Here is a 25,731-nt window from a genome sequence, read left to right as displayed (position 1 = left end):
GTCGGTCAGAGTATCGGCGTAGATGTCACGAGGAGCCCGACTTTGCCGACGTTCGCCGTCGCGGTGCCGGCTTCTTCTTCCCGCCGGTCGCCGCCACCTTCTCGCGCCGCTCGGCGAGCAGTTCCGCCGCCCGCTGGATCGTGATCGACTCGACCTCGTCGCCCTTGCGCAGGCTCGCGTTCGTCTCGCCGTCGGTGACGTACGGGCCGAACCGGCCCTCCTTCACGACCACCGGCTTCTTGCTCGCCGGATCCTCGCCGAGTTCCCGCAGCGGCGCCGCCGCGGCGGCCCTGCGGCCCCGCTGCTTCGGCTGCGCGAGCAGTTCCTTCGCCTGCTCCAGCGTGACCGTGAACAGCTCGTCCTCCGAGCCCAGCGACCGGCTGTCGGTGCCCCGCTTGATGTAGGGACCGAACCGTCCGTTCTGCGCCGTGACGGGTTCGCCGTCCAGGTCGCCGAGCGTGCGCGGCAGCGACAGCAGCTTCAGCGCGTCGTCCAGCGTGACGGTGTCCAGCGACATCGACTTGAACAGCGAGCCGGTGCGCGGCTTGGCGTCCGCCTTCTTGACGCGCTTCTTCTTCTCGCCCTCGGCCGGCGCGGGCGGCTCGGGGATGATCTCGGTGACGTACGGGCCGAACCGCCCGGACTTCGCGACGATCATGCGGCCCGTCTCCGGGTCCGTGCCGAGCTCCCGGTCGCCGGACGGCTGCGCGAACAGCTCCTCGGCCTTCTCCGCCGTCAGCTCGTCCGGCGCGATGTCCTCGGGGATGTTGACGCGCTCGCCGTCGCGGTCCAGGTAGGGACCGTAGCGGCCGACGCGCACCATGATGTTCGTCCCCTTGATCGGGAACGAGCTGATGCCCTTGGCGTCGATGTCGCCGATGTCGCCGACCAGCTCGCGCAGGCCCTCCTCGCCGTTGTCGCCGAAGTAGAACCGGCTCAGCCAGCGCACCCGCTCGGCCTCGCCGCGCGCGATCTCGTCGAGACCGTCCTCCATGTGCGCGGTGAAGTCGTAGTCGACCAGGTTGCCGAAGTGCTGCTCCAGCAGGTTGACCACCGCGAACGCCAGGAAGGACGGCACCAGCGCCGTGCCCTTCTTGAACACGTAGCCGCGGTCCAGGATCGTCCCGATGATCGACGCGTACGTCGACGGACGGCCGATCTCCCGGTCCTCCAGCTCCTTCACCAGGCTCGCCTCGGTGTACCGCGCCGGGGGACGCGTCGAGTGCCCCTCCGCCGCGACCGAGTGCGCCGTCAGCCCGTCGCCCTGCTCCAGGTTCGGCAGCCGCCGCTCCTGGTCGTCGCGGTCGGTGGACGGGTCGTCCGCGCCCTCCACGTACGCCTTGAGGAAGCCGTGGAAGGTGATCGTCTTGCCGGACGCGCCGAACTCGGCGGTCTCGCCCGACGTGGACTCGCCCGTCACGCGGATCGACACGCTGCGGCCGGCCGCGTCCTTCATCTGCGACGCGATCGTCCGCTTCCAGATCAGCTCGTAGAGCCGGAACTGGTCGCCGGACAGGCCCGTCTCGCCGGGCGTCCGGAAGCTGTCGCCCGCCGGGCGGACGGCCTCGTGCGCCTCCTGCGCGTTCTTCACCTTCGACGCGTACACGCGCGGCTTGTCCGGGACGTACTCGCCGCCGAACAGCGCGCCCGCCTGCCGCCGCGCCGCGTTGATCGCGGTCTCCGACAGCGTGATCGAGTCGGTTCGCATGTAGGTGATGAAGCCGTTCTCGTACAGCTTCTGCGCCACCGACATCGTGTACTTCGCCGAGTAGCCCAGCTTGCGGCTGGCCTCCTGCTGCAACGTCGTCGTCCGGAACGGGGGGTAGGGCTTGCGCGTGTACGGCTTGCTCTCGACCGACTTGACCTCGAACGGGCGGTCCTCCAGCCGTCCGGCCAGGCCGCGCGCCGCGTCCTCGTCCAGGTGCAGCGCGTCGCGGGTCTTCAGCGTGCCGTCGGACGCGAAGTCACGGCCCTGCGCGACGCGGCGTCCGTCCACCGCGACCAGCCCGGCCTTGAACCGCGTCGGCTCGTCCGGCTTTCCCGTGTCGAACTCGGCCGCGATGTCCCAGTAGTGCGCCGGGACGAACGCGATCCGCTCCCGCTCCCGCTCCACCACCAGCCGCGTCGCCACCGACTGCACCCGGCCCGCCGACAGCTTCGGCATGACCTTCTTCCACAGGACCGGGCTGACCTCGTAGCCGTACAGCCGGTCCAGGATGCGGCGCGTCTCCTGCGCGTCCACCAGCCGCAGGTTCAGCTCGCGCGGGTTCGCCGCCGCGGCGCGGATCGCGTCCGGGGTGATCTCGTGGAACGTCATCCGGTGGACGGGGACCTTCGGCTTCAGCACCTCCTGGAGATGCCAGGCGATGGCCTCGCCCTCGCGGTCCTCGTCCGTCGCGAGAAGTAGCTCGTCGGCCTCGGCGAGCAGCTTCTTCAGCTTGGCGACCTGCGCACGCTTGTCGGCGTTGACCACGTACAGCGGCTCGAACTCGTTCTCGACGTTCACACCGAGCTTGGCCCACGCCTCGCCCTTGTACTTGGCCGGTACCTCCGAAGCGCTCCCGGGCAGGTCCCGGATGTGGCCGATACTGGACTCCACGACGTAGCCGCGGCCCAGGTATCCGGCGATCGTCTTCGCCTTCGCGGGCGACTCGACGATCACCAGCCGGGTGCCGTCGTCCCCCGGCTCGCCGCGCTTCGCAGTGCCGTTCTTGGCTGGCACAGTCGCTCCAACCTCACCGTCTGTTCTTCGTGCACGTAGCGGTTCCGCCGTTCTCGACCGGGCGGATCCCGCGTCCCACCGCGCCCAGACAGGATGACACGTCACCGCCCGTGTCACGGACCGCGCGGCCTCCCGTCCGGCCTTCGCACGTCATAATGGATGCAATGGTGGAGTACACCTACCTCGTCCTGCGTCTGCCCCGCGGCACCACTCGTGACACCGCCCGGCGGCTGCTTACCGAGCACGCCGAGCACGGCGGCTGGGAACTCGATCGGCTGCGCCTCTACCCCGACGGTAGCCGGAGAATCCGACTGCGCCGCAAAGTCATCCGGCAGGTGCGGACGTTCTGACCCGCTCCCGCCCGGAGCGTAGCACTAGGTAGGAAAGCCCTGACGGGTCGTAATCATTCCCCGCGCCCGAACAGGACTTTGCCCGCCCCGGACCGCGCCGTCGGGACGGGCAAAGCCGTTCGTGCCGCTCGGCCGGGTCGCCCCGGCCGACGGGGTCAGCGGCGGCGCAGGCCGCGCGTCATGCCGACCATGCCGGCCGCGGCGGTGAACGCGGCGGCCACCAGGACCAGCATCGAGTTGCGGTTCGCGCCGCCGGTCGGGCTGTCGGCCGCGACGGTCTTCAGGGCGTCCGCGGGGAGGCTCACCTCGTGCTTCGCCGGGACGCGGGACCGCTCGCCGCCGACCACGCCGCCCGTGGGCAGCTTGTCGCCGACCGTGCCGCCGACCGTCACACCGTCCACCAGCGGGGTCGTGGTGACGGTCCGGACCGTCTCACCGGCCTGGCGGCCGACGACCGGCAGGCTCTCGACGGTCTTCAGGTCGGTCGCGTGGACGCGGCCGAGCGGCAGCGTCTTCGTCACGCCGTCGGTGCTGACGGGCAGCTTGCCGAGCACGTTCTTCGGCTGGACGGGCAGCTTGCCCGTGACGTTCCCCGGCTGCACCGGCAGCTTCCCGGTGATGTCGCCCGGCTGGACCGGCAGGTTCCCGGTCAGGCCGCCCGGCTGCACGGGGAGCTTGCCCGTCACGTCGCCGAGCTGGACCGGCAGGCCCGACGGCAGCTCCGCCGCGGTGCGCTGCGCCGAGACGCCGCTGAGGTTGACCGGCAGCTTGTTCGTCACGTCGCCCACGTTCACGGGCAGCTTGCCCGTGACGTCACCGGGCTTGACCGGGAGGTTGTTCGTCACGTCGCCGAGCTGCACCGGCAGGCCCGACGGGAGGCCCGTCGTCGCGGCGCGCTGGCCCACGACACCGCCGACGTTGACCGGCAGCTTCGCGGTCACGTCGCCCACGTTCACGGGCAGCTTGCTCGTCACGTCACCCGGCTTGACCGGGAGGTTGTTCGTCACATCGCCGAGCTGCACCGGCAGCTTGTTCGTCACGTCGCCGAGCTGGACGGGCAGGCCCGACGGCAGCTCCGCCGCGCGGGCGTTCGCGGCGGTCGCACGGCCCGTGTTGACGGGCAGCTTGCCGGTGACGCCGCCGGGCTGGACCGGGAGCTTGCCCGTCACGTCGCCGGGCTGCACCGGCAGCTTGCCGATCACGGCGCCCGGCTGCACCGGGAGCTGGCCGACCACGCGGCCGGGCTCCACGGGCAGCTTGCGGGCCACGTCACCCGGCTGCACCGGCAGCTTGCCGGCGACATCGCCCGGCTGGACGGGCAGCTTGCCGGTCAGGCCGCCGACGATCGGGAGGCCGGCCGGGGGGACGTCCGCGGTCCGGGCACCGGGGGGAACGATCCCGCCGTTGTTGACCGGGAGACCCCCGACGAGCCGGGTGGCCGGCTCGGTGACGTTGCCGACGAGCTTCTGCGCGTCCCCGGAGCCCACGACCGGCAGCTTGCCGGCCGTGTCCGTGAGGCCGCCCAGCAGGTTGGACGGGTCGACGGGCAGCTTCTCGTGCCCGTTCGCGGCACGCGCGCCGTACCCGTCGTACCCGCCGTTGCCGTTGCCGACCTTGGCGCCGCCCTCGCAGCCCGTCAGTGCGTCCCCGAGGACCGCGACGCCGTTCCCGCAGACGTCGACCGGGGCGGAGATCGGCGCGTTGGCCTGGTTGCCCGACAGGACGCTCTTGGACCCGGACGTCTGCTGCCCGCCGCCGCCGTTGGCGACCTTCGAGCCGCCCTCGCAGCCCGTCAGCGCGTCCCCGAGGACCGCCACGCCGTTCCCGCAGACGTCCACGGGCGCGGAGATCGGCGCGTTGGCCTGGTTGCCCGACAGGACGCTCTTGGACCCGGACGTCTGCTGCCCGCCGCCGCCGTTGGCGACCTTCGAGCCGCCCTCACAGCCCGTCAGCGCATCCCCGAGCACCGCCACGCCGTTCCCGCAGACGTTGACCGGCGCCGAGATCGGCGCGTTGACCTGGTTGCCCGAGCCGACGCCGTCGCGTCCGCTGGTGTGCTGGCCGCCCTTGTTCTGGACGGTGGACCCGCCCGGCGAGCCGGAGATGCTGTTGACGCCGTTGCCGCTGACGTTGATCGGCGCCGAGATCGGCAGGTTGAGCTGGTTGCCGGACAGGACGCCGTGCTCGCCGGACGTCGTGTCCGCCAGCGCCGCGTTCGGCAGGACGGTCACGCCGAGCGCGACGAAACCGGCGGTGATGAAGGTGGCACGAGCCGTGCCGGAAACCCAGGAACGCATGGTGAAGAAGCTCCAATTCAAGGAGTGGAAGGGGCGGACGGGCGCACGGAGACGCCGGTCCGGGGAAAGGACATGCCGTGGTCAGGGCATGGGAGGGCGTCCGGATCCGAGCCGCTCGGATCGGGACGCGGGAAAGAGCGACCTAGTCGGGCGCGAAGGACGGTTCGTCCGCCGCAGTGCGGACGACCGGGGGCAGCACGCCGGGGGCGTGCGCCGGGAGCGCTCGGGTGCGCGGGTGCGCCCCGAGACGGCGTGCCGTCGTCGGCCCGCCGACCCCGCCGAGCGGGAGGGCGGTCGTTCCCGGCAGCGCCTGGCCCGTCTGGTCGGGCGCGGGAATCGAGGTGCCGGGCGACGCGGGCCTCTTGGCGGAGAGCCGCGCGTGCGCCGGTGCGTGCCCGGTCGCGTCCCCGGCGTCCACCTGGACGGCACGGGGGGCGGGGGCGGTGCCGTGCGCCTGCTCAGCGTGAGCGATGCGGCGTCCGGCGAGTTCGGTCGTGGGCGTCCTGGGCGTGGCCGGACGTTCGGCGCGGGGCCGGTTCGGGGTCACGCCCGGCACAGCCGGAACAATGTTCCGGATCGGGTCGACGTGCGGCACGTCGGCCACCGGCAGGCCCGTGGACGGGCGCGGCACGGTGGCGGTGACCTGCTGCGACGCGCGAATCGCGTCCCCGATGACGGGCGCCTCGGTCACGACGCCGACGACGTCGCTCCCGGGAGCCGGCTCGTCGGCGTGCGCCGCCTGCGCGGAGGCGCCGCCGAGCAGCCACCCGGCCACCAGCACGCCCGCGACCACCAGGAGCCGCCGGACGGCGGGGCGTCGCAGCAGGGCGGAGACCACCCTGCGCATCGTCCCGAACGTCACCGGCATCTCCTGGAGAACGAGTCACCTGATTCCCAAGGGCGGGTCATCCGCCCTCACGGAAGGTGACCGTAGCACCACGGATACTTCGAGTGGCGGCATTTCGGAGAAGTTTCTCAGGAGAGATCGAGGAACCGGTCGAGGACGCGGGCGCCGAAGCGCAGGCCGTCCACCGGGACCCGCTCGTCGACCCCGTGGAACATGCCGGAGAAGTCCAGGTCGGGCGGCAGGCGCAGCGGCGCGAACCCGAAGCAGCGGATGCCGAGCTTGGCGAAGTGCTTGGCGTCCGTGCCGCCGCTCAGGCAGTACGGGACGGGCAGCGCGTCCGGGTCCTCGCCCAGCAGCGCCTCTTCCATCGCCGCGACGAGCGCGCCCTCGTAATCGGTTTCCAGCGCCTGGTCGTGGTAGACGAAGTCGCGCTCGACGCCCGGGCCGAGCAGTCCGTCGACGGTCGCGAAGAACTCGTCCTCGTGGCCGGGCAGGAAGCGCCCGTCCACCTGCGCGGTGGCCTCCTGCGGGATGACGTTGGTCTTGTAGCCGGCGTCCAGGCGCGTCGGGTTGATCGTGTTGCGCAGCGTCGCGCCGATCATGCGGGCGAGCGGGCCGAGGTCGGTGAGGGCCTTCTCGGGGTCGTCCGGGTCGAACTCGACGCCGTACGCCAGGCACGCCCGCTCGAGGAAGGCGCGCACCGTCTTGGTCAGCCGGATCGGGAACTCGTGCTGCCCGAGCCGTCCGACGGCCGCCGCGAGCGCGGTGACGGCGTTGTCGGGATGGACCATCGAGCCGTGCCCGGCCGTCCCCTTGGCGGTCAGGTTCATCCACGCGATGCCCTTCTCCGCCGTCTCGATCAGGTACATCCGCTTGTCGCCAGGGACGGTCAGACTGAACCCGCCGACCTCCCCGACCGCCTCACCGACACCCTCGAACAGCTCGGGATGCTCCTGGACGAGCCACTTCGCACCCCACTCCCCACCGGCCTCCTCATCGGCGAGGAAGGCGAGCACGATGTCGCGCGGCGGACGCCGTCCAGAGCGCATCCGGTCCCGGACGACCGCCAAAATCATCGCGTCCATGTCCTTCATGTCGACGGCGCCGCGCCCCCACACGCACCCGTCGGCGATCTCCCCGCCGAACGGATCGCGCGTCCAGTCCGCGGCCTTGGCCGGCACAACGTCCAGGTGCCCGTGCAACAGCAGCGCGTCCCGGGACCGATCCTCACCCTCGATCCGGGCGACAAGACTCGTCCGCCCCGGATGCGACTCGAACAACCGCGCCTCGACACCGACGTCGGCGAGCTTCTCCGCGACGTACTCCGCCGCGACCCGCTCCCCCGGCCCCGAGTTGTCCCCGGGGTTGCTGGTGTCGATCCGGATGAGTTCCTGGCAGAACTGGACGACCTCGTCCTCGGCGGTCATCAGGCATCACCTTCAGGCTGGGCGACTGTCCCCTACACGACCATGGTGCCCGTTCAATCGACGTCGCCGCGACTCACGAGCTTTGGTATGGTGAAGCCGCGCCGCAGCCCGCTGCGGCCTGCACCCCGGTCCGGGTGGCGGAATAGGCAGACGCGCTAGCTTGAGGTGCTAGTGCCCTTTACGGGGCATGGGGGTTCAAGTCCCCCCTCGGACACAAGATCATTTACCTCGAAGGCCCTGGTCACAGGGCCTTTTTCTATGCCCGCGATCCCCTCGGAGCGCGACCCTGCCGAGCCATCGGATCAGTGCGGTCGTGGGCGCGGGACTAGGTCAGGCCGGTGAGGATCGTTGGTTCGGCCAGGACTTCGGTTGCGGCGGGGAGGTCGGCCAGGCGGGCGGCGAGGGTGGCGACGGCCAGGCGGGGTGGGAGGACGGCGGCGAACTTGAGGCCGTGGACGGCGCGGGGATCGACGTCCGGCAAGGTCAGCGGCTCGTTCGTCGCGCGTGCGGCGTGCCAGAGGTCCGGGGTGAGGTCCTGGCGCAGACGGACCCAGAGGTCGTTCGGCTGCTGGGCCGGGTCGGCGACGGAGCCGAGCGTCGCGGCGAGGGTGGCGTTCGCCCGGTGGCCGGCCCAGGTCCACCAGCGGACGTCGCCGGACGTGCGGACGATCGTGGTGCCGTCCGGGGCGGCCGTCGCGTCGACCAGGACGCGGGCGCGCTCCTCGGCGAGCGTGTCCCGGGCGCGGCGGGTCAACGTGACGGGCGGGTCGGCGCCGAGCAGGACCGAGCGCATCGCCCGGACGAGCGCGAACGAGCGGGCCGCGTGCCGTCCCTGGTTCCAGCGGGCGACGCCGCCGCCGGCGACGGGTTCCACGAACGCCCGGCGCCGTTTCCAGTCGACGTGACGGACCTGCCAGCTTCGTCCGCCGAGCAGGACGCGGCGGGGGCCTTCGCGGCGCTCGGTCAGGACGGTCGTGTCGGTGCGCCCGATCTCCTGCCGTCCGAACAGGACGGTGAACTGCGGCGGCGCCGTGAACGAGGCGGTCAGTTCCATGAAGTGACGCCGTCCGAACCGCTTTTCGGCCTCCGGGCCGATGAACAGCAAGCCACCGTCGATTTCGAGATAACCCTGGTCGATGAGATGCCGGACGATCGGTTCAGCGGACCTGTCGAACGGAGCGAGGCCGTTCCATTCGGACGCCCATTCCCGGTCCCCCACCGTCCCGTTCTGGAGCGCGAGCGCCAAGAGCTGCTGCGCGACGAGGTGGCGCGGTTCGGGCGGTGCGAGAACGGGCTCCACCCAGCCGTCCGCCCACAGTGTCAGCAGCCCGGCGGCCTGGACGAGCGCCCCGGGCGTCGTGGCGAGGAACAGGCAGTTCCGAACGGTCCCGGGCCGCCGTCCGGTGCGGCCGAGCCGTTGCAGGAACGCCGCCACCGTGGACGGCGCGTCGATCTGGATCACCCGGTCGAGGTCGCCGACGTCGATGCCGAGTTCCAGCGTGGACGTCGCGACGATCACGCAGTCCCGCGCCTCCGCGAACGCCTGCTCGGACCGGACGCGCTCGTCCGCCGAGAGCGACGCGTGCGACAGGAAGACCGTCACGCCGCGCGCCCGCAGCTCCGAGCCCAGTTCCTCGACCTGCCGCCGCGAGTCGCAGAACACCAGACGTTTCGAGCCCCGGTGCAGCGCCGCCACGACCTTCGCCGCGTTCGCGAGCGAGCCGACGTGGTCGAGCGTGATGTCGGGCGGCGCGGCCGACGACGCCGCGGGCGCGACCACCAGGCCGTCCCGCGACGCGGCCCGCGCGCCCTGGAGCCAGATGAGCAGGGCGGACGGGTTGCCGACCGTCGCCGACAGCCCGACGCGCTGGATCCGGCGTCCGGCGACGCGTTCCAGCCGTTCCAGCACGGCCAGCAGATGCCAGCCCCGGTCGTCCCCGGCGAACGCGTGGACCTCGTCCACGACGACGGCGCGGACGCCGGCGAGCAGGTCCGTGTGCTCGGTGGCGGTGCCGATCAGCATGCCCTCGATCGACTCGGGGGTGGTGAGCAGGACGTCCGGCGGGTCGGCGCGCAGGGCGCGGCGGCGTGCGCCGGACACGTCGCCGTGCCAGACGGCCGCGCGGCGTCCCAGCCAGCCGGTGTAGGACTCAAGGCGCGGGCCGAGGCTGTTCAGCAGTGCGCGCAGCGGGCAGATGTAGAGGACGGACAGGCCCGTCCAGCCGTCCCGCGTCATGGCCGTGAGCAGCGGGAACACGGCCGACTCGGTCTTGCCGCCGGCGGTGGGGGCGAGGACGAGCACGTCCCGTCCGGCGAGCACCGGCTCGACCGCCGCGCGCTGCGCCGGACGCAGCCCCGGCCACCCGAGCGAGTTGACGACGTGGTGCAGGACGACCGGGTCCAGGTCGCTCACGGGTCGAGGACGACGTCGTCGGGCAGGGCCAAGTTGCGCTCGACGTCCGTCAGCTCGGCGGACCGGACGGTCAGGGCGTAGTGGACGCGCGGGTCGAAGTCGGGGTGCTGGTCGACGCGGTCCAGGACGTCCGCGACGAGCTTCTTCAAGAACAGCCGCGGCGCCACCCCGACCTTCCCGCCGAGCGCGCCGCCGACCGCCGCGGCCAGGTCGGCGACGTAGACGTCGTCCACGACGTCGGCGGCGCGCCCGCCGTACAGGTCGCGGACGCGGATCCCCAGCTCCACCAGCGACGTCGCGGAGAACCCCGGCAGCCGGAGCTGCACGGCGCGCGGGTTGTCGAACCGGGCGTCGGTGCCGAAATCGGTCGCCAGGCGTTGCGCGAGGGGCGGGAGGCGCTGGACGCCCTGCGGCCCGTCGTAGAAGGCGGACGTCCCCGTGATCATGAGGTAGAGCCCGGGGAAGCGGCCCGCGTGGACCTCGTCGATGAGCTGCCGCAGCGCGTTGAGCGCCTTGTCCCGGGCGTCGGACCGGACGCGTTGCAGCGTCTCCACCTCGTCCAGCACGACGAACAGCCCGGGATGCCCGGAGTCGCGCAACACGGTCAACAGCCCCTGGAGGAAGCCGAGCGCGCCGAAGTGGTCGAGGTCGCCGCGCACCCCGGCGGCGCGGCGCGTGGCCGCCGCGACGTGCGGCTGCCCGCCGAGCCACGCCAGGACGGCGGACGCGGCGTCGTCGTCCCCGGCGAGCTGCGCGGACCGGTAGCCGCGCAGCGCGGACGCGAACGACGGCGCGTGCCGCGACACCTCGGCCAGCCGCGCGGTCAGCAGCCGTCCGGTCGCGGCCGGCAGGTCGTCCTCGGCGGTTCCGCCGGCGAGCGCGTCCTCTTCCAGCGCGAAGAACCAGGCGTCCACGACGGGTCCGAGCGCACTCGGCGGGGATCCGGTGGTGGTGAGCCGTTCGGTCAGCCGCCGGTAGACGGTCTCCAATCGGTGCAGCGGCGTTTCTGTCTCCGACACCTGGATCTCGGCGACGGCGAAGTTGCGCCGTTTCGCGCGCTCGCCCACCCAGCGCGTGAAAAACGTCTTCCCGGACCCGTACTCGCCGCGCACCGCCTTGAACACGGCGGAACCGGACGCGACCGCGTCCAGTTCGGCGTCCAGTTCCGGCGCGAAGCGGTCCAGCCCGGTGGCGAGCAGGTCCAGGCCCGCGTCCGGGACGGCCCCGCGCCGCAGCGCGTCGATCACGGCCCGCCGCCGCGCCGCGCCGGTCACAGCTCGAACTGCTCGCGCAGCAGCGCGCGGTTCAGCCGGACGGTCCGTCCGTCGGGGAGCCGTTCCAGCACTTGAGCGCCGTCGTAGTTGAGCACCTGCGCGAGGATCGCCGCGAACCCGGCCGCGCGGGACGCGGGGAGCCCGATCCGCTGGGCCAGCGCGGTGACCGGGAGCGTGCCGTCGTCCAGCAGCGCCTGGACGGCCGTACGGAACTTGGCGAGCGGCGGCTTGCGCGACGCGACCAGCTCCAGTTGCCCAGTGAAGATCTCCGAGGCGAGCAGCGCGTCGACCGGATCGGGGGCCGCGACGTCGAACAGCGCCGCGGCGCCCGGCGGCGGGACGGACCGGGACCGGCGCCGGGACCGGGCGGGCGGCGGCGCGGCCGGGGCCTCGTCGCGCCACCAGGCCGGCCGCTGGTCGCCCAGCTCGCGCCAGCCCTTCGGCGGATCGGCGCCGAACGGCAGGAACGCGAGCACCGGAACCGCCGCCCCGGCCAGGCCGTCCGGCGGCGCGGGGTCGCCGGTCAGCAGGACGGCCAGGTCGCGGTCGGCGGCGGCGCGCAGCAGCCGGGCGAGCCCGTCGAGGCGCCCTTCGTCGCGAACGATCACGACAGGGCGCTCCGGGTCGTCCAGCGCCGCCGCGAGCGCGGACGCGTCGACGGGTTCGCCGAGCCGGTCCGGTGCTTCGTCCCCGGCGAGCAGGCCGCGCCGGCGCGGCGCCGACGCGTCGGGCACCGGGTCGAACTCGGCCCACTCGCTCAGGAGTTCGTCGGCGAGTTCGGCGGCGGACGCGGCGTCCGTCCCGGTGAGCCGCACGAGCAGGACGCGCCGCGCGGACCGTCCGGTGACCAGCGGGCGCACGACGCGGTCCGGGAACGTCCCGGCGGTCAGCGCCGCACCGGGCCCGGCGGCCAGGACGCCCGCGAACGACCGGTCGAGCGCCGTCCGGCGCTCCCGGACGCGTCCGGCGATCCGGTCGCAGGCGGCCCGCAGCTCCGGGTCGCCGAGGTGCGCCAGCGCGCGGTCGACCCAGCCGGTCTCGGCGATGTGCCGCTCGATCCCGGCAGCGACGGTTTCGACCTCGGCGGACGGTTCGGTGCCGAGCCACCGGACGAGCCGCACCGCCATCGCAGCCCGTCCGATCCGTGCCCGTGTGCCGGGTTCGTCGGCGCGGCGGTGGTCGGCCAGGTCGCGCAGGGCGGCGTCGGCGCGCACCGCGTCCAGCGTGCCGAGCGCGGCGCCGAGGGTTGCGAAACGGGCGGCGAGCCCTTCGTCCAGCACCGGGCTGTGCTGCGCGGCTGTCTCCGCCGCGAACTGCCGGGTCAGTGCCTCCGCGCGGTGCAGGACGGCCCCGCGTTCCTCGGCGCGGAGGGAGACGACGAACTCTTCACACGCGCGGCCGAACGTCCCGACCAGCTCGTCGAACGCCGCGCCGGACGCGGGCGGCGCCTCGCCGAACCACCGCTCCGCGCGGCCCTGGGCGCGGAGCGCGCCGGCGTCCTGCGGGGCGTGCCGCCAGAGCGCCGCGCAGACGAGCCCGAACGGGACGGCGTCGGCGCCGTGTCCCGCGGCGACCAGCGCCAGCAGCGCCCGCGCCGCCGTCCCGGCCTGGTCGTCCTCGCCGAGGAAGGCGGCGACGCCGTCGCGTTCGGGAGCGCGCAGCGACAGCAGCGTCTCGGGCGCCCCGTCGCGCAGCGACCAGCGCAGCAGGGCGTGGACGTCGATCCCCGTCGCGTCGGCGGGCTCGTCCGCGGGCGCGTACCGGCCGAGCCTCAGCCGCCGCTGCGCGAGCAGGGACAGCGCCGTCCGGCTCGACAGGACACCGCCGGGCACCTGCGGCCAGCCTTCGGGAGGGGTGGCGTCCAGGAGGGCTTCGGCCGTCCACGGCAGGGCGCGCAGTCTGCTGTCCACGTCGGACGCACCGAACTTGTCCCGTACGACCTCCCAGCCATCGACCGCGTGGATTCGGTACCGGTGGGTGCGGGCCAGGATCGCCTGGTCCAGGTCGGACGGCTCCTGATCGGTGAGCACGACCAGCACCGCAGGCCCGTCGTGTCCGGCCAGGTGGTCGAGGACCAGTTCGTGGACGGCGAGCACCGACACGGCGGCGACGACTCGGATCTTTCGTCCGCCGCCCAGGTCGACGTCGGCCGGACCGTCCCAGTGCGGCGCGGACCGCAGCAGTACGACCGCGCGTCCTTTCGTGAACACGTCGCGCCACTTCGAGGACAGCAGGTACTGCTTGACGGCCGGGACGGTCAACCGCAGCGCGCTCATGACCGGCATCACTCCACGACCCGCCAGGCGATCTCCACCGTCGCGCCGGGTTCCAGCCCGGCCAGCTCGGCCGACAGTTCGGCGGCGGCCCGCGCGGCGGTGGTCCGCCCACCCCCGGAACGCCGCCGCCCCCGCCGCGCACCCGCCGCCCCGGACACCGCGCCCGCCGTCCCCGTCGAAACGGGCGACGCGCCCGCCGGTGGCACGAGCGGCACGCTCGCGGACGGCACCAGCGGCGCGCTCACCGTCGGCGCGGGCGGGGCGCTCGGGGGCGGCGGCGGGGCGGGTCTGCGCGACTGGTTGCGCTTGATCAGCACGTTGATCTGCGTCGGGATGCCGCGCAGCTCGTCGGCCAGCGGGACGGTCCGCTCGTCCGCACGCGCGGCCCGCCGCAGGCGCTCCAGCAGTTCGTGCCCCTCCGCGCCGAGCCCGCGCGCCAGGTCGAGGGTGTCCCACGGCGCGAGGACGAGCGCCTGCGTGACGTGCGCCGCCCGCTTGACGGACGTCCCGTACCGCTCCGGCTCGACCGGCCCGAGGTCGAACCCGCCGAACACCTCGACCACGCGCTTGGCGCTGCCGCCCCGCTCCCGCGTCGCCTGGACCTCGTGCAGCAGGTCGAGGGCGCGGCGCGCGATGGCCAGCCGGCCGTCCTCGGCGTCGTCCAGCCCGAGGAAGCCGGCGTGCTCCTCCAGCCGCCGCACCAGGTCCTCGGCGGACGTCCGGTACCGGCGGACGGCCTCGACGACCGTGTCGGCGAAGTGGTTGACGATCCGTCCGCGCCGCAGCACGGGCGCCTTCGCCCCGAAGATCTCCTCGTAGCGCTCCCGTGCCGCGTCCCAGACGTCCTCGGCGGGCAGCGGCTGGTCGCGCAGCGCGTCGGCGTTCTGGACGCGGCCGAGATCGGGCGGCGGCTCCAGCGGCGCGCCCGCCCGCACCCACACCCGGTCGTCGGTCTCGGCGAACGCCGCGATGACGAGGTCGGCGAGGAAGCCGGGCAGGCCGCGCGGTTCGGGCTCGTCCAGCCAGCCGCGCAGCGCCGCGACCGTGTGGTCGCCGGTGACGCCGTCGCGGCGGGCGAGCCGGCGGAAGTGGTCCGCCCAGCGGTGCGACAGCCGGAAGTAGACCTCCATCTGCTCGCCGAGTTCCAGCGGCGCGACGAGCCGGTCCATGATCTTGCGGTCCTTGGGCGGGATCTCGGCGCGTCCGTCCTTGGCCTCGGCGGCGGCCCGGACGTGCGCGAGGACGGTGCGCGCCTCGGCGGGCTTCACCGCGACGCCGGTCCCGTTCGGGTCGAGGTCGGGGTGGGCGGGGAACTGGTGGGCGAGGAGGCGTCCGGCCACGTCCCGGAGCGCCTTGTCCAGCGGCTGCCCGATCGACAGGGGCAGGTCGCCGAGGTCGGGCAGCGCGACGAGATGGTCGCTGAAACTGGGATCGACGTCGGCCGGCTGCTTCTGCGCCAGCCCGTACGCCTGCCGGAACGCGGCGCGCACCTGCTTGAGCAGCGCCTCGCGCTGTCCCTCCAGCATCCCCTTCGCGCGGGCGCGGTCGTCGGCGTTCAGGTGGGCGGCGTAGTGGTGGTGGAAGCGCTGGTCGTCCTCCAGCGCCTTGTCGATCTTGACGAGCCGGCGGAAGTCCGCGTACCGCTGCGCCGACAGGTGCGTCGGCAGCCAGGCGAGCGTGCGGGTCGGCTCGCCCTGCCGCTCGCGCAGGTCGCGCATCCGGTCGGCGTCCTCACGCGGGCCGAGTTCGCCCTCGTCGTACGGCAGGTCGACGATGATGCGCCACTGGCCGGGGAGGGACGGCTGCATGTCGTGGTCGGGCAGTTCCTCCCGGTCGGCGACGTTGCCGAAGACGATCTCGACGGTCCGCTCGGTGCCGCGCCAGACGAAGGACAGCTCGTCGGCGCCCATCCGTCCGTCCTCGCGCGACACGCCCAACTCGGCGGCGAGCAGCCGACGGATCAGCGACCGGCGGTTGCCGATGTTGTCGTTGACCTCGGAGTTGGCGATGACGCCGTTGACGTCGACACCGTCCAGCTCCAGCCGGACGGTCGGCATCGCGTCGCTGCCGCCGACCTTGATCTCCGGGAACTGGGCGGCCCAGGTCCCGATCTTCGTCCCGATGATGTTGCGCTCGGCGTTGGGAATCGGCGACGTGACGATGCCGTGGTTGAGCGCACCGAGCCGCCGGACGGTCAGGTCGTTGAGCGTCGGCACGCCCGGCGTCAGCGCGGACAGCAGAAGTGTGCAGACCAGCCGGTCGTCGGTGACGAACGCCCGGCAGCGGCCCGCCAGGGTGGCGTCGGCGACGTCCTCGGGACGCCGCAGGTACCGTTCGACGTCCTCCTCCGTCACATCGTTGGAGTTGAGGAGGTACGGACGCAGCTTGGTGCGGTACAGCTTGTCCGCGTTATCGAAGATCACCTTCTGGGAGTCCACGAACGGCCGGTCGCCGCCCTGTGCGATCTCCGCGTAGAGGTCACCGAGCGGGACCAGGTCGCCGAGCCGCAGCCGGTCGCGGTGTTTGGCCAGCAATTCGCCCATGAGCTTCAGGGCCGTCCGGTTGCGCTGGAGTGCGGCCGACAGGTGGACAAGCGTGTCCATGAACGCGGGCGAGAATGGATAGGTCAGGCGGAACGCGTCTTCGTCCGCGCCGGTGACGATCTCGTCGGAGCCGAGCAGCATGTCCCAGACGCGGGCGCCCTGCCGTTTGGTCTTCCGGAACGCCTCGTCGATCAGTTTCCGCGCGGCGTCGTCCTTCGGGCGCAGCAGGCGGCTGTGCGCGACCTGGGGAAGGTTGCGGTCCTCCAGGGTGATCTTGTCGAACCGTCCGGACGCGAGGTTCAGCGTGTCCTGGATCGACGTCTCCGCCGCGCCCGACATCTTCTCGCCGACGAGTTCGCGCAGGTCGCGCTGGCGGGCGATGAACGACACGATCGGGATCGCCCGGTGCGCGTCGCCGCCCTCCACGAAGTTGGTGATCTTTCCGGCCTCCAGCGTGGCGCGCTTCTCGTCGTTGATCAGCGTGGTGAGCCAGAGGATCAGCTCGTCCAGGAAGAGGACGATGCCGTCGTAGCCGAGGGACTTGGCGTGCTCGGCTATCACGGTCAGCCCGGCGTCGAGGGAGATGAAACCTCCCTCGTCCTCGGCGGCGCTGCGGGTGAAGCCGGGGAAGAGCGTCGTGCCGGCGTCCTGGACGAGTTTCGCGCGCAGTTCGTGCGGGGCTGTGGGATGCGTCAGGTCGAGGCTTTCGACGCCGTCGACATCGGCATAGTGCTCGGGCGCCGACATCGCAATGTCGAGCTTTTCCGGTGTCCAGGCGAACGAGTCGCCCCACTCGTCGTCCTCGCCGGTGTCGTCGGTGAGGCCGCCGATGACGGCGTCGTCGCCGAACCGTTCGCGCATCGCGCGGAGATCGGCGAACAGGCCGTCCGTGCGGTAGACGGCGGGCAGCGGGACGTCATCGCTGTGCAGCCTGCGGATGTGCTTGACGTACCCGCCGAGCACGCGCTGCTCCATAGTCTTCGCACCGAGCATGTGGTACGGCACAAGGAGGAACTTGCGGCCGTCCTCGGTGAGCCAGTCATGCCGGACGAGCAGCCGGTCGAACTCCTCACGCCGCACCGCGCTCGGGTTGTTCGACAGCAACGCGAACAGCACCGCCATGAAGTGCGACTTGCCGGACCCGAACGAGCCGTGCAGGTAAGCGGCCTTGGACGAACCGCCGTCCAGGGCCGCCTTGATGAGCCCGAGCGCCTGATCGAAATTGTCCACCAGCCGATCGGTGATGACATAGTCCGCCAGCGCCCGCTCGGCACCTTCGGGCGTGACGGCGTCGGCGAGTTTGAGGACGTAGTCCGAAGTGGAGATCGTCTCCTTGATGTCGATGACATCGTGCAGCAGGGGCGGCTCTGCCATGAGGTGTTCCTCCTCCTTCGGGACGGACTAGCGCTTCGCACGGCGCCCGCGCGCCGCCGGGGGCCGCCACGAACGCAGGTCGTCATCGGTCAGGCCGTGCTCGCTCTGCGTCTGGGTGCGGTAGCCGGCGAAGAACGCGGCCGGTGAGCCGCCGTACAGGTCGTCGAACGCGTCATGCCACTGCTCAATCCACGGCTGAAGCTCCAGCAGTCCGGCGAGATAAGGCCGGATCTCCTCGCTACTCAAATCCTGGTCCGCGATGTGAGCAGCGAGCGCTTGCGCCTGCTCCTTGTGATCCCACCCGGCCCAGCCGTACAGACTCGGGGTGGCGACGTTAATCTCCCCATAGGAAATGAACCGTTCCTTCGGGACGTCGAGCTTCCCCCGTGCCCGCCAGAACGACGGCCGCAAGAAATCGGCAGACGTATACTTAGGAGGAACAGGCGTGGCGTCCCGGATCCTCCTCTTGGCAATCTCGTCGGCGGCTGCGTCCTCCCGCCGCTGAAGATCCCAGACGTGCTCCCAGTCCGCACGCTTCTTAAGCCCCGACGGCTTGTACCGCAACGCCGCAATAAAAGGCACATGCTCGCCCGAGATGAGCTTGCCAACGACGTCCCGCAACTCATCACGCGGCGCGAAAATACGAGAAACAGACACAAACTCGTCGTCGCGCGAAAGCATGTCCGCGAGCTGCGACAAAGTACGAACCACAGGCAGCCCGTCATCAAACCAGTGCTCCCGAGCCTCCATCCGATCAAGCAACCACCCTCGAAGAGCCTTCTCCTGCAGCGAGTCCCACCCCTCAGTGGCCCACCGCCGCTTGTACTCAGACCGCTCGATCATCCCGATGGCTTGAGAGGACTCGATAGCGTCGATCCTCTTCTGCACGACCCGCCGATATCCCTCCGGCCACCGCTCAGGAATCTCGGTGATCGGCGTAGACCCATGCCGCCTAAACCACTCATCAGACGCCTCCCCCGCCGCAACCCGCCGAGCAAGCACGATCTCGAACGCCCGCTCTCCCAACGCAAGCTCCGGCACATCATCCTCAGCCGCCCGAAGATCCTCAGGAAGCAGCTTGTAGAGCGAGTACACCTGCCAGTCCAACTCTTCCTGCAACGAAATCATCCGAGCCCGAATCAAATTCCACCGAACCTGCGCCTCACGCAAAGCAGAATTTTCGGGCACCTGGTCTTTTGTGAGCGTACTTGGAGCGCAGGCCAAAAGCCCATGCCCCAGCCGATCGATCAATTTGGCCAGCCCTAGTGACTGCCCAAGGGGCAGCGGGAAATTTAAAAGCTTAGTTCCCGTGAATTCATAGAAATATTCCCATCGCTCCGTCTTGATTCCCGATTGATACCCTTCCGAGCCCTTACAATGACTGACTTGCTTTAGCCAAAAGCATGCCGTCGAGCTATTGAGCGGCCCAAGCAAAGAAAGGTGCTCTTTTTCGCCACAGTTCGCCGGAAGCTTAATCATCGGAGCAGTTCGAGTAAATGCCATTGGACTACGCACCAAAACGAAGTGAGTATGCGTGGCGACGAAGGCGAAGTTGATTGACCAGCAATGCGCATCCTCATCTCTCGAAAGCTGATGCCACGACCACCAAGCCTTCCCCTTGCTGAAATAATTACCCCGGGATCCAGTGGCACGATTTCCCAGTTCTGTGCGGTTCGGCCATAGCATGCGCCCTATATTCGGCATTCTAAATACCGGCGCTATCGAACGCTCATCATCGTATGGATGTATTACCCAACCATCTGCTGAAAGCACGTAGTCTCGTACTTCGTCTCCCACACCAATCGGCCTGATGGCGCTATCTTCAGCGGCACGCACGGCAAGATGTCGGCGAGAAAAACGGAAGGCATCGTCTGCGTGTGTATCACCGTACAATCCGACACGTATAGCGATCGATGCCAGTTGATTCGAAGCATTTTTCTGGATAGATTCCAGCAGTTCAAGGCCGCCATCCAGAAGCACCCAAGGCTGCTGGCCGAAGTACCGCGCGCGTTCCAAGTCATCCACCGAGATCCATTCATTTACGAACCCGGGATCGTCCACATGACGACGGATAGAACTCCAGACTCGGCCCTCACTCGGCTCTTTTGGCGTCGTGGGCTCGGCCTGCACACTTCGCACAGTGCGAACAGTTCCGGACCTAGCCGCGCCTGCCCGGGTCCGCCCGATCAAAATTACTGTCGGCGTTCCGTGTCCGGGTACATACGCACCAGACATATCAATGACCTCGACTAGCTCTACTTTCGCTGCGAAGAATTCCTCAACAAGCTTCTTTCCAAACTCTCGCTTCATAAACGAGTTGGCGGTGATCTGGCCGACCATTCCATATCCGGTATCGTCGGGTTCGCCACGTTTCGCTAGTTCGAAAAACCTTTGGGCGAAGGGGACCGATAGTGCATAAGTCCCAGCACATGCGTTGTAAGCTTGTCGATAGTATTCATTCAACTTGCGGTCCTTCACGGTGGGGTACGGCGGGTTCCCTACCACCACGTGATAGCGACCTTCCTTCAGAAGTTCGGGAAAGTCCTGAATATCCTCTGTCGAATAAGAGTGTTCTGCAATCAGGTCACCAGTCTCGGCGCTGATCAACGTTAGCTCCAACTGCCTTCGTTTGATCAGCGAGTCGCCTACCGCGAGCTGAATCGGCCACTCATACTGCGCTGCTTCGGCCAACGACCGAAATTTTGCTGCCGCCATCGCTGCTACGAAGAGGCGAAAGCGCGCGATGGCTACCGCGAACGGGTTGATGTCCACACCGTGCACCGATTCAAGCGCTGCGCGTACCTGGGCGTATGGGTCCTTGCCGCGCGGATTTTCGGCCCACAACTTTACTAGACGGCTAAATGTACCCAGTACGAAATGACCCGATCCGCACGTCGGGTCGATAATTTTGATGTTTTCGTAGCCGAACTCTTCCAGTGCCGGGTTCAGCGTACGGTCGAGAATGAACTCTTCCACGAACTCGGGAGTCTGAAGGAGAGCAAAAGTCTCGCGCGCTGATTCCGAAAGATCCTGATAAAGATCACCCAAAAACCGAGTATCCCAACCGGATTTTTTATCTGTGCTCAGTTGGTCGATGAAGTCGTGAATTAGCGTGCCGTCGTCGCGACGGCGACGCCAGAACTCCACGAGTTTCCGGGCCGCGTCATGAGAAAGCGGTATCTGGTAGAGAGGGTTGTGTTCGCGGTCGAACAATAGCCGGCCGGGTTGGCCTTGGCCCAGCTCGGCGAACGCCAGTTTCAACCAACCCCGATAAGTGGGGTTCTCGGCCGTCTCAACATAACTTTCGTATCGCGCTTGGGCGATGTCGTGGCGGGCCTGGTCAGGTGCCGTCAGGTATGGCTCGGGAATCAGCTCGTTATCTTCGCAGAACCGGACAAATACCGTGCCGAGGACCCATGCCACCGCGACTTGCGTGATCCGTTCGCCCAGCCAGGAAGAGAAGGTCGCGGCGGTTCGGCCTAGCCGGAACGCTTCCGTGTGCTCGGTTTTCAGTCGCTCTTTTGTCTCCGACAGCGCATCCACTTGACCGTGTAGGTCGCCCTCTGCTGCCCTAACCTGCTTTTTTAGATCGCCGAGAAGCGATTTGCGGTCGATCACGCAGACCTCTCCTCTTCCGGGGCTACTTCCTCTGATCTGTGACGATTTCGAGCCCAGTGGTCATTGAGTTCAACCCACTCGGAGAGCGCTGGCTGGTAGGGGACTGCGCGGCGGCCTAGGCGGGGTTCGCGGGCCGGGTCGCTTTGCGGGCAAACGAGCCATAGGCCGCGTTTTCCTGATCGTGCCGCGTCTGCTATACGGGACAGCGTGTCCATTGCGTTGTAATGGGCGAAGACTGTGGCGTCGGTCAGGATGATCGGACCATTTCCTGATGCCAGGAGGTTGCAGAGGTGCGGCTCTACTCTGCCCAGAGCGGTTGTCGCGTACTCGGCGAACTTGTGTGCGGACTTCTCGTTCGGCTCGGCGTTGTCGGCCCGCAAAATCGTTTCCCAGGTCGGTCTTTTTCCTGGGGCGGTGAGGCTGTGCAGGGCGTCCAAGAAGAGTCGCGTGGCAGATACTTCGGTACCACCGAACCGGCCGCCTGGGGTGTTGTTCTGGGCTGAGGCGTCGCCGGGGCTGCCTGTTAGTTCTTCGAGTGCTTCTGAGAACAGCATCATCCGGACGGTCAGGACGCGGAATCCATCGCGTGAGGCTGCGGCGACGAGCTGGTCTTCGGCTCGTGCTGCCGCAGCCAGTGCGGGATCGCTGTGGTAGCGCGTTATCCGTGTGGCGGACGTGGGACCGCGTCGGACACCGCTCGCCCAACTGGTCGAGCGTTCACCGAAGTCCGCTGGGACGTAGCGCGTCTGTCCCGTCTCCGCGTGCGTCCCTAGCTTGAGGTTGAAGCCCGCTTCGTGCAGTTCCTTCGTCAGGGACGTACCTGTCGGCAGGGAGCGGCCGCCGGCTATTTCAGGGAAGCGTGCCAGGACTCTTTCGTGGATCTGTTCGACCGTAAGGCCCGGCTGCTGATCAATGAGCCTTCCCGGTACCACCGGGACCAGGCCGGCCTGGGTGAGGCGTAGTGCTCGTACCAGGGGCAGGTCGCGCGGGTAGATCTCCAGGCGGGGGCTTGCGGCGGCGTTTGATGACGCGGCGGCTGCTATTTGCACCAGCCGCGCGTCCTCCCAGGCGATGGTGCCCGCAGGACGCGTGATGGCGTTGAGTTCGGCGAGGACCGTTGTCGCTGTCGGGATGCTTTCTTGTTTCGCCAGGCGGTCGGCGACCTTGCCCAGGCGCTGCGCGTAGTCGAGCAGGCCGGGTGCTGATGGGGTGTCCGGGTCGTCGCCGTCGCGTACTTCGAGGGCCAGCAGGCCCGCCGCCACGGCCGGGTCGGTCGCGCGGCGGTTGGCGACGTGGCGGAACTCCGCTGCGTCCGGGTTGACTTGTTCTACTTCGATCACTGCGCGGACGGCGGCCAGAGCCATCGCGCGCCGGTTCGTTCCGACCTGCCAGGTGCCTCGGACGCGGACCAGGACGTCGGCGATCTCGGCTACCGATGCGATCCGGTCGTGCTCTTCGAGCAGTTCGATGATCTGGGCGCGCAGGTCTCGTACCTCGGATGCCTTTTTCCATCGGGCGCGCTGGGCCTTGAGCATCTGCGGGACGCGGCCGGTGCTCAGACCGATCTGTTCGGCCACCTCCCGCTGGTTCGGCCATGCCGGGATGTCGGCCGGCTCGCCGTGCTCGTCGGGGATGCGCAGCAGGAGCCGCACCATCTCGCGTTCCTTGCGGTTCACGCCGTTCGTTCGCAGTTCCGGGACGAAAAGTGCGACGAGCGGATCCAGGCTCAGCGAGCGCAGCGCGGCGTCCGCGGTGTCGGTTCCGGCTACGCGCTTGTCGGCCGAGCCGGTTTCGGCGCGTTCGCGGCGGGCGTCGGCCCGGCCTTCGCTGGAGATCGGGGACGGGACGCTCCGGCCCAGGCGATCGCCCCATTCCCGTTGGCGTCGCTGAATCTCGGTCCGGGTCTTCGGACCCATTCCGCGTGCGTTGACGAGAGTGCGCTGGGAGTAGTCCAGCAGGTCGCCGACGGTCGTCAGCCCGAGGCCGAACAGGATGGACTGGGCGACCTCCGACAGGCCCGACGAGGCCAAGTTGGTGTCGCGGGTCGCCACCTCGGCGAGCCGGTCGCGCAACTGCTCGACCGTCTCGGTGCCCTCCTCGTCCGTGCCCGCCGGGGTGGACGGTGTGGTCGTCCGGGCGTCCAGGAACACGCGGCGCCACATGTCCCGCATCGGCTTGAGGTCGCTGAAGCGTTCGCCGAGATCCCGGTGCAGCGCCTTCTGGAAGAACGCCGTCAGGCCGTCCCGGATCGCCGGGTCGAACGCCTCGGTCGCGATGGTCGGGAACGGCCACTCGACCGGGTCCGTCTGCGGCGCGGTGACCCGGCCACCGCCCCATTCCGGCATTTCTCGTGACGCCATGTAATGCAAGGTCACAGCCAGTGAATAACGCTCGGCATGTCCGTCGTAGGACGAGCGGGTAATGGAGCCGAGGAACGGGTCAAGGAACCCCTCGGTGCCTGATTCGATGTGGTTGGCGGGCAGGCCGGCGTGGGAGAAGTCGATGAGCAGGAGTTCTTTTGAGCGGTTCCGCCGCACTCGGATGGCGATGTTGTCCGGCTTGAGGTCGCGGTGCCAGATGCCTTCGCTCTCCAGGGAGTCCACGGCGGCGAAGAGATAGTCGCCATAGGATTCGAGTTGGTCGACCGGCAGCCGGCCGTGCGCCTGGATCTGGCGGCCCACTGTTTCGTAGCGGAACCGGGACGGTTTGCTGCCGGTCCCGGAGTCGTCGTCGAGGCCGCGCTCGTCGCCGACGTACTCGATCACCAGGACCGTCCGGCCCCCGACCACCAGCGGCTCGGGCTCGATCAGGCGGATGATCCCGGTGGCGGAGTCCAGCCGTCCCATCACCTCGGCTTCGCGGCGCAGCGTGTCGGCGGCCTGCTCCGTCACCGCCGCCTTGAGCACCACGTACGGTCGCGAGCCGCGCCGCGCGGGGTCGTGCGCGAGGTCCCGGACGAGCAGCGCGAGCCCCGTGGCACCGCGGCCCAGCTTGCGGCGGACCTCCCAGCGGCCGGCGAGGACGTCGCCCGTCACCGCGTCCAGCGGGTCCTTGTCCGGCTCGTCGTTGCGCACCGGGTCGTCGGACGGACGTGTCAGCGCCTCCTCGACCACGTCGAGCAGGCCCAGGAACTCATCGACCGTCGACGGTCGTTCGTCGGGGTTCTTGTGTGTGGCCTGGTGGATGAAGTCGTCCAGATCGGTGCCCAGGTCGTCCAGCACGGCGCTCGGCCGCAGCCCGCCCGACGCCTCCAGCCGCCCGATCACGTCGGACTGGCTCGCGCCGGGCGCCTGCCCGGTCACCAGCAGGTAGGCGAGCGCGCCGAGCCCGTAGACGTCGATCATCACCGGGTCGGGGCGCAGGGCCGTCAGCTCGGGCGCCAGGTACGGCTCGGCGTCGTCCGCGACGGGGAACGACGACAGGGACGACGGGACGAGCCGCGAGATCCTGCCGCCCCGGGCCAGCGCGATCTGCCACTCGGAGATCTGCAGCCGTGGCCGGAGCCACGCCGCGTCGCCCGTCGGGTCGGTGCCGTCGCCGACACGTGGAACGACGTGGACGGATCCGGCCGCGAGCGCTCGGTGCCACACGCGCTGGGAATGGGCGGACCGGACGGTCTCGGCGAGCTGCCGCACCAGGGTCAGCCGGTCCAGCAGGTCGAGCCGGTCGCCGTACCGGGCGAGGTAGGCGTCCAATCGGAGCGTTCCCGGCGTGTAGTCGAACGCGAGCGCAGGCCCGGCCCGGTGTCCGGACACGTAGAGGTCGCGGAACTGGACGACGCCCGGGTGCCGGAACCGGCGCAGGACGGCCGCCTCCCGGCGCGCGACCGCCTCGACGGACTCGACCGGCTCGTCCGAGCGCAGGTAGATGCGGATGCGCGCCGGGTCTTCCAGATCGCCGTGCCGGGCGGAATAGTCGACCCAGCCCGGTCCGGTGTCCAGCGGTTTACCGTGCATGCGATAGGGGCCGACGTTGAAACTGGCGAGGCTTTTCTTGATCCCGACACGGCCCAGCGCTTCTTTGATCTTTTTGGCGTCCGGCCCGTTGATCTGACGCCGCGCGTCGCGACGCCGTTCGTTCAGCGCCTCGACCAGCGCCTCCGCGCCGAGGTGGACCCCGTTGCGGTCGTTCTCCGGAAGCTCGATCCGCAGCGACTTCTCGGTGAAGCACACCGCGGGCGAAACCCACGCCTTCTCGCCTTTGCTGCGGATCAGCCCGGCCAGTTCTTTGGACTTCTGGTCCACCAGATGGAACGGGTTGCCGTGGTTCTGGCGCGACCCGGACGGCCTGAACTGCACCCAGGTCCCGCCGTCGAATCCCAGGCGGCCGTGCCAGTTCTTCAGCTCGACCATCACCAGCCCGGTGGGCGTGATGACCAGCAGGTCCACCTCGCGGACCCGGCCCTGGCGGGAGGTGAAGGAGAAGTTGGACCACGCGTACCAGGGGTCGGCGTCGGGCAGCAGCGCGCGGATCGCTTCGAGGCCGCGGCGTTCGTGATCGAACTCCGACTCGGTGACCGTCGTCCACCGACCCTCGCGCATACAGCCGCCCCATCTTTGTCCTATTGGACAGAAACATGACACCGTCTGC

Annotated in this window: 11 protein-coding genes and 1 tRNA gene; 2 read left to right on the top strand and 10 right to left on the bottom strand. The window is 69.8% G+C overall.

Annotated features, from left to right (window positions below; genetic code table 11):
• Window positions 1–25: 25 nt before the first annotated feature.
• Window positions 26–2,722 carry a type I DNA topoisomerase gene (topA, locus tag BTM25_RS05090; protein WP_235828246.1) on the bottom strand — a complete coding sequence of 899 codons (2,697 nt, stop codon included), beginning with the start codon at window positions 2,720–2,722 and terminating at the stop codon, window positions 26–28.
• 164 nt (window positions 2,723–2,886) lie between these two features.
• Between topA and BTM25_RS05085 the strand changes: the two genes are divergently transcribed.
• Entirely contained in the window at window positions 2,887–3,072 is a 186-nt protein-coding gene (locus BTM25_RS05085; protein WP_103561570.1) for a DUF5703 family protein, read from the top strand.
• A gap of 155 nt (window positions 3,073–3,227) precedes the next feature.
• On the opposite strand, the gene BTM25_RS05080 is transcribed toward BTM25_RS05085, so the two are convergent.
• From BTM25_RS05080 to BTM25_RS05070, 3 genes are all read right to left on the bottom strand, one after another.
• Window positions 3,228–5,369: a chaplin gene (locus BTM25_RS05080; RefSeq protein WP_103561569.1), complete on the bottom strand. Its 2,142-nt coding sequence runs from the start codon at window positions 5,367–5,369 to the stop codon at window positions 3,228–3,230.
• 142 nt (window positions 5,370–5,511) lie between these two features.
• Entirely contained in the window at window positions 5,512–6,231 is a 720-nt protein-coding gene (locus BTM25_RS05075; RefSeq protein ID WP_146058963.1) for a hypothetical protein, read from the bottom strand.
• Between the two features lie 113 nt (window positions 6,232–6,344).
• A complete protein-coding gene (locus tag BTM25_RS05070; RefSeq protein WP_103561567.1) occupies window positions 6,345–7,643 on the bottom strand; it encodes a M20/M25/M40 family metallo-hydrolase in 1,299 nt (432 codons plus the stop codon).
• 128 nt (window positions 7,644–7,771) lie between these two features.
• Here BTM25_RS05070 and BTM25_RS05065 point away from each other — a divergent pair.
• Window positions 7,772–7,857: transfer RNA gene (locus BTM25_RS05065), tRNA-Leu, on the top strand.
• Between the two features lie 111 nt (window positions 7,858–7,968).
• Here the strand turns inward: BTM25_RS05065 and BTM25_RS05060 are convergent.
• From BTM25_RS05060 to pglW, 6 genes are read right to left on the bottom strand one after another with little or no spacing between them, the layout of a single operon-like run.
• Complete coding sequence (locus BTM25_RS05060; protein WP_103561566.1) at window positions 7,969–10,056, bottom strand: DEAD/DEAH box helicase; 2,088 nt, start codon at window positions 10,054–10,056, stop codon at window positions 7,969–7,971.
• Window positions 10,053–11,330, bottom strand: a complete 1,278-nt coding sequence (brxD, locus tag BTM25_RS05055; RefSeq protein ID WP_103561565.1) for a BREX system ATP-binding protein BrxD — start codon at window positions 11,328–11,330, stop codon at window positions 10,053–10,055. Before brxD ends, BTM25_RS05060 begins: the two co-directional genes overlap by 4 nt.
• Complete coding sequence (gene pglZ, locus BTM25_RS05050) at window positions 11,327–13,606, bottom strand: BREX-2 system phosphatase PglZ (RefSeq protein WP_205647964.1); 2,280 nt, start codon at window positions 13,604–13,606, stop codon at window positions 11,327–11,329. The genes brxD and pglZ overlap by 4 nt, the downstream gene beginning before the upstream one ends.
• Before the next feature lie 8 nt (window positions 13,607–13,614).
• A complete protein-coding gene (pglY, locus tag BTM25_RS05045; RefSeq protein ID WP_103561564.1) occupies window positions 13,615–17,523 on the bottom strand; it encodes a BREX-2 system ATPase PglY in 3,909 nt (1,302 codons plus the stop codon).
• Window positions 17,524–17,550: 27 nt separating this feature from the next.
• Entirely contained in the window at window positions 17,551–21,141 is a 3,591-nt protein-coding gene (gene pglX / locus BTM25_RS05040; protein WP_103561563.1) for a BREX-2 system adenine-specific DNA-methyltransferase PglX, read from the bottom strand.
• Complete coding sequence (pglW, locus tag BTM25_RS05035) at window positions 21,138–25,682, bottom strand: BREX system serine/threonine kinase PglW (RefSeq protein WP_103561562.1); 4,545 nt, start codon at window positions 25,680–25,682, stop codon at window positions 21,138–21,140. Before pglW ends, pglX begins: the two co-directional genes overlap by 4 nt.
• Between the last annotated feature and the right edge of the window lie 49 nt (window positions 25,683–25,731).

This window comes from Actinomadura rubteroloni (genome assembly GCF_002911665.1).
GTDB classification, from domain to species: domain Bacteria; phylum Actinomycetota; class Actinomycetes; order Streptosporangiales; family Streptosporangiaceae; genus Spirillospora; species Spirillospora rubteroloni.
The sequence above is the reverse complement of the archived record's forward strand: the minus strand, read 5'-3'. Positions and strand labels throughout refer to the sequence as shown.

Excerpts from the sequence above, each read along its gene's own strand:
- BTM25_RS05085 (WP_103561570.1), top strand. The coding sequence starts at position 2,887 with ATGGTGGAGTACACCTACCTCGTCCTGCGTCTGCCCCGCGGCACCACT.
- BTM25_RS05080 (WP_103561569.1), bottom strand. The coding sequence starts at position 5,369 with ATGCGTTCCTGGGTTTCCGGCACGGCTCGTGCCACCTTCATCACCGCC.
- BTM25_RS05070 (WP_103561567.1), bottom strand. The coding sequence starts at position 7,643 with ATGACCGCCGAGGACGAGGTCGTCCAGTTCTGCCAGGAACTCATCCGG.
- pglZ (WP_205647964.1), bottom strand. The coding sequence starts at position 13,606 with ATGAGCGCGCTGCGGTTGACCGTCCCGGCCGTCAAGCAGTACCTGCTG.
- pglY (WP_103561564.1), bottom strand. The coding sequence starts at position 17,523 with ATGGCAGAGCCGCCCCTGCTGCACGATGTCATCGACATCAAGGAGACG.
- pglW (WP_103561562.1), bottom strand. The coding sequence starts at position 25,682 with ATGCGCGAGGGTCGGTGGACGACGGTCACCGAGTCGGAGTTCGATCAC.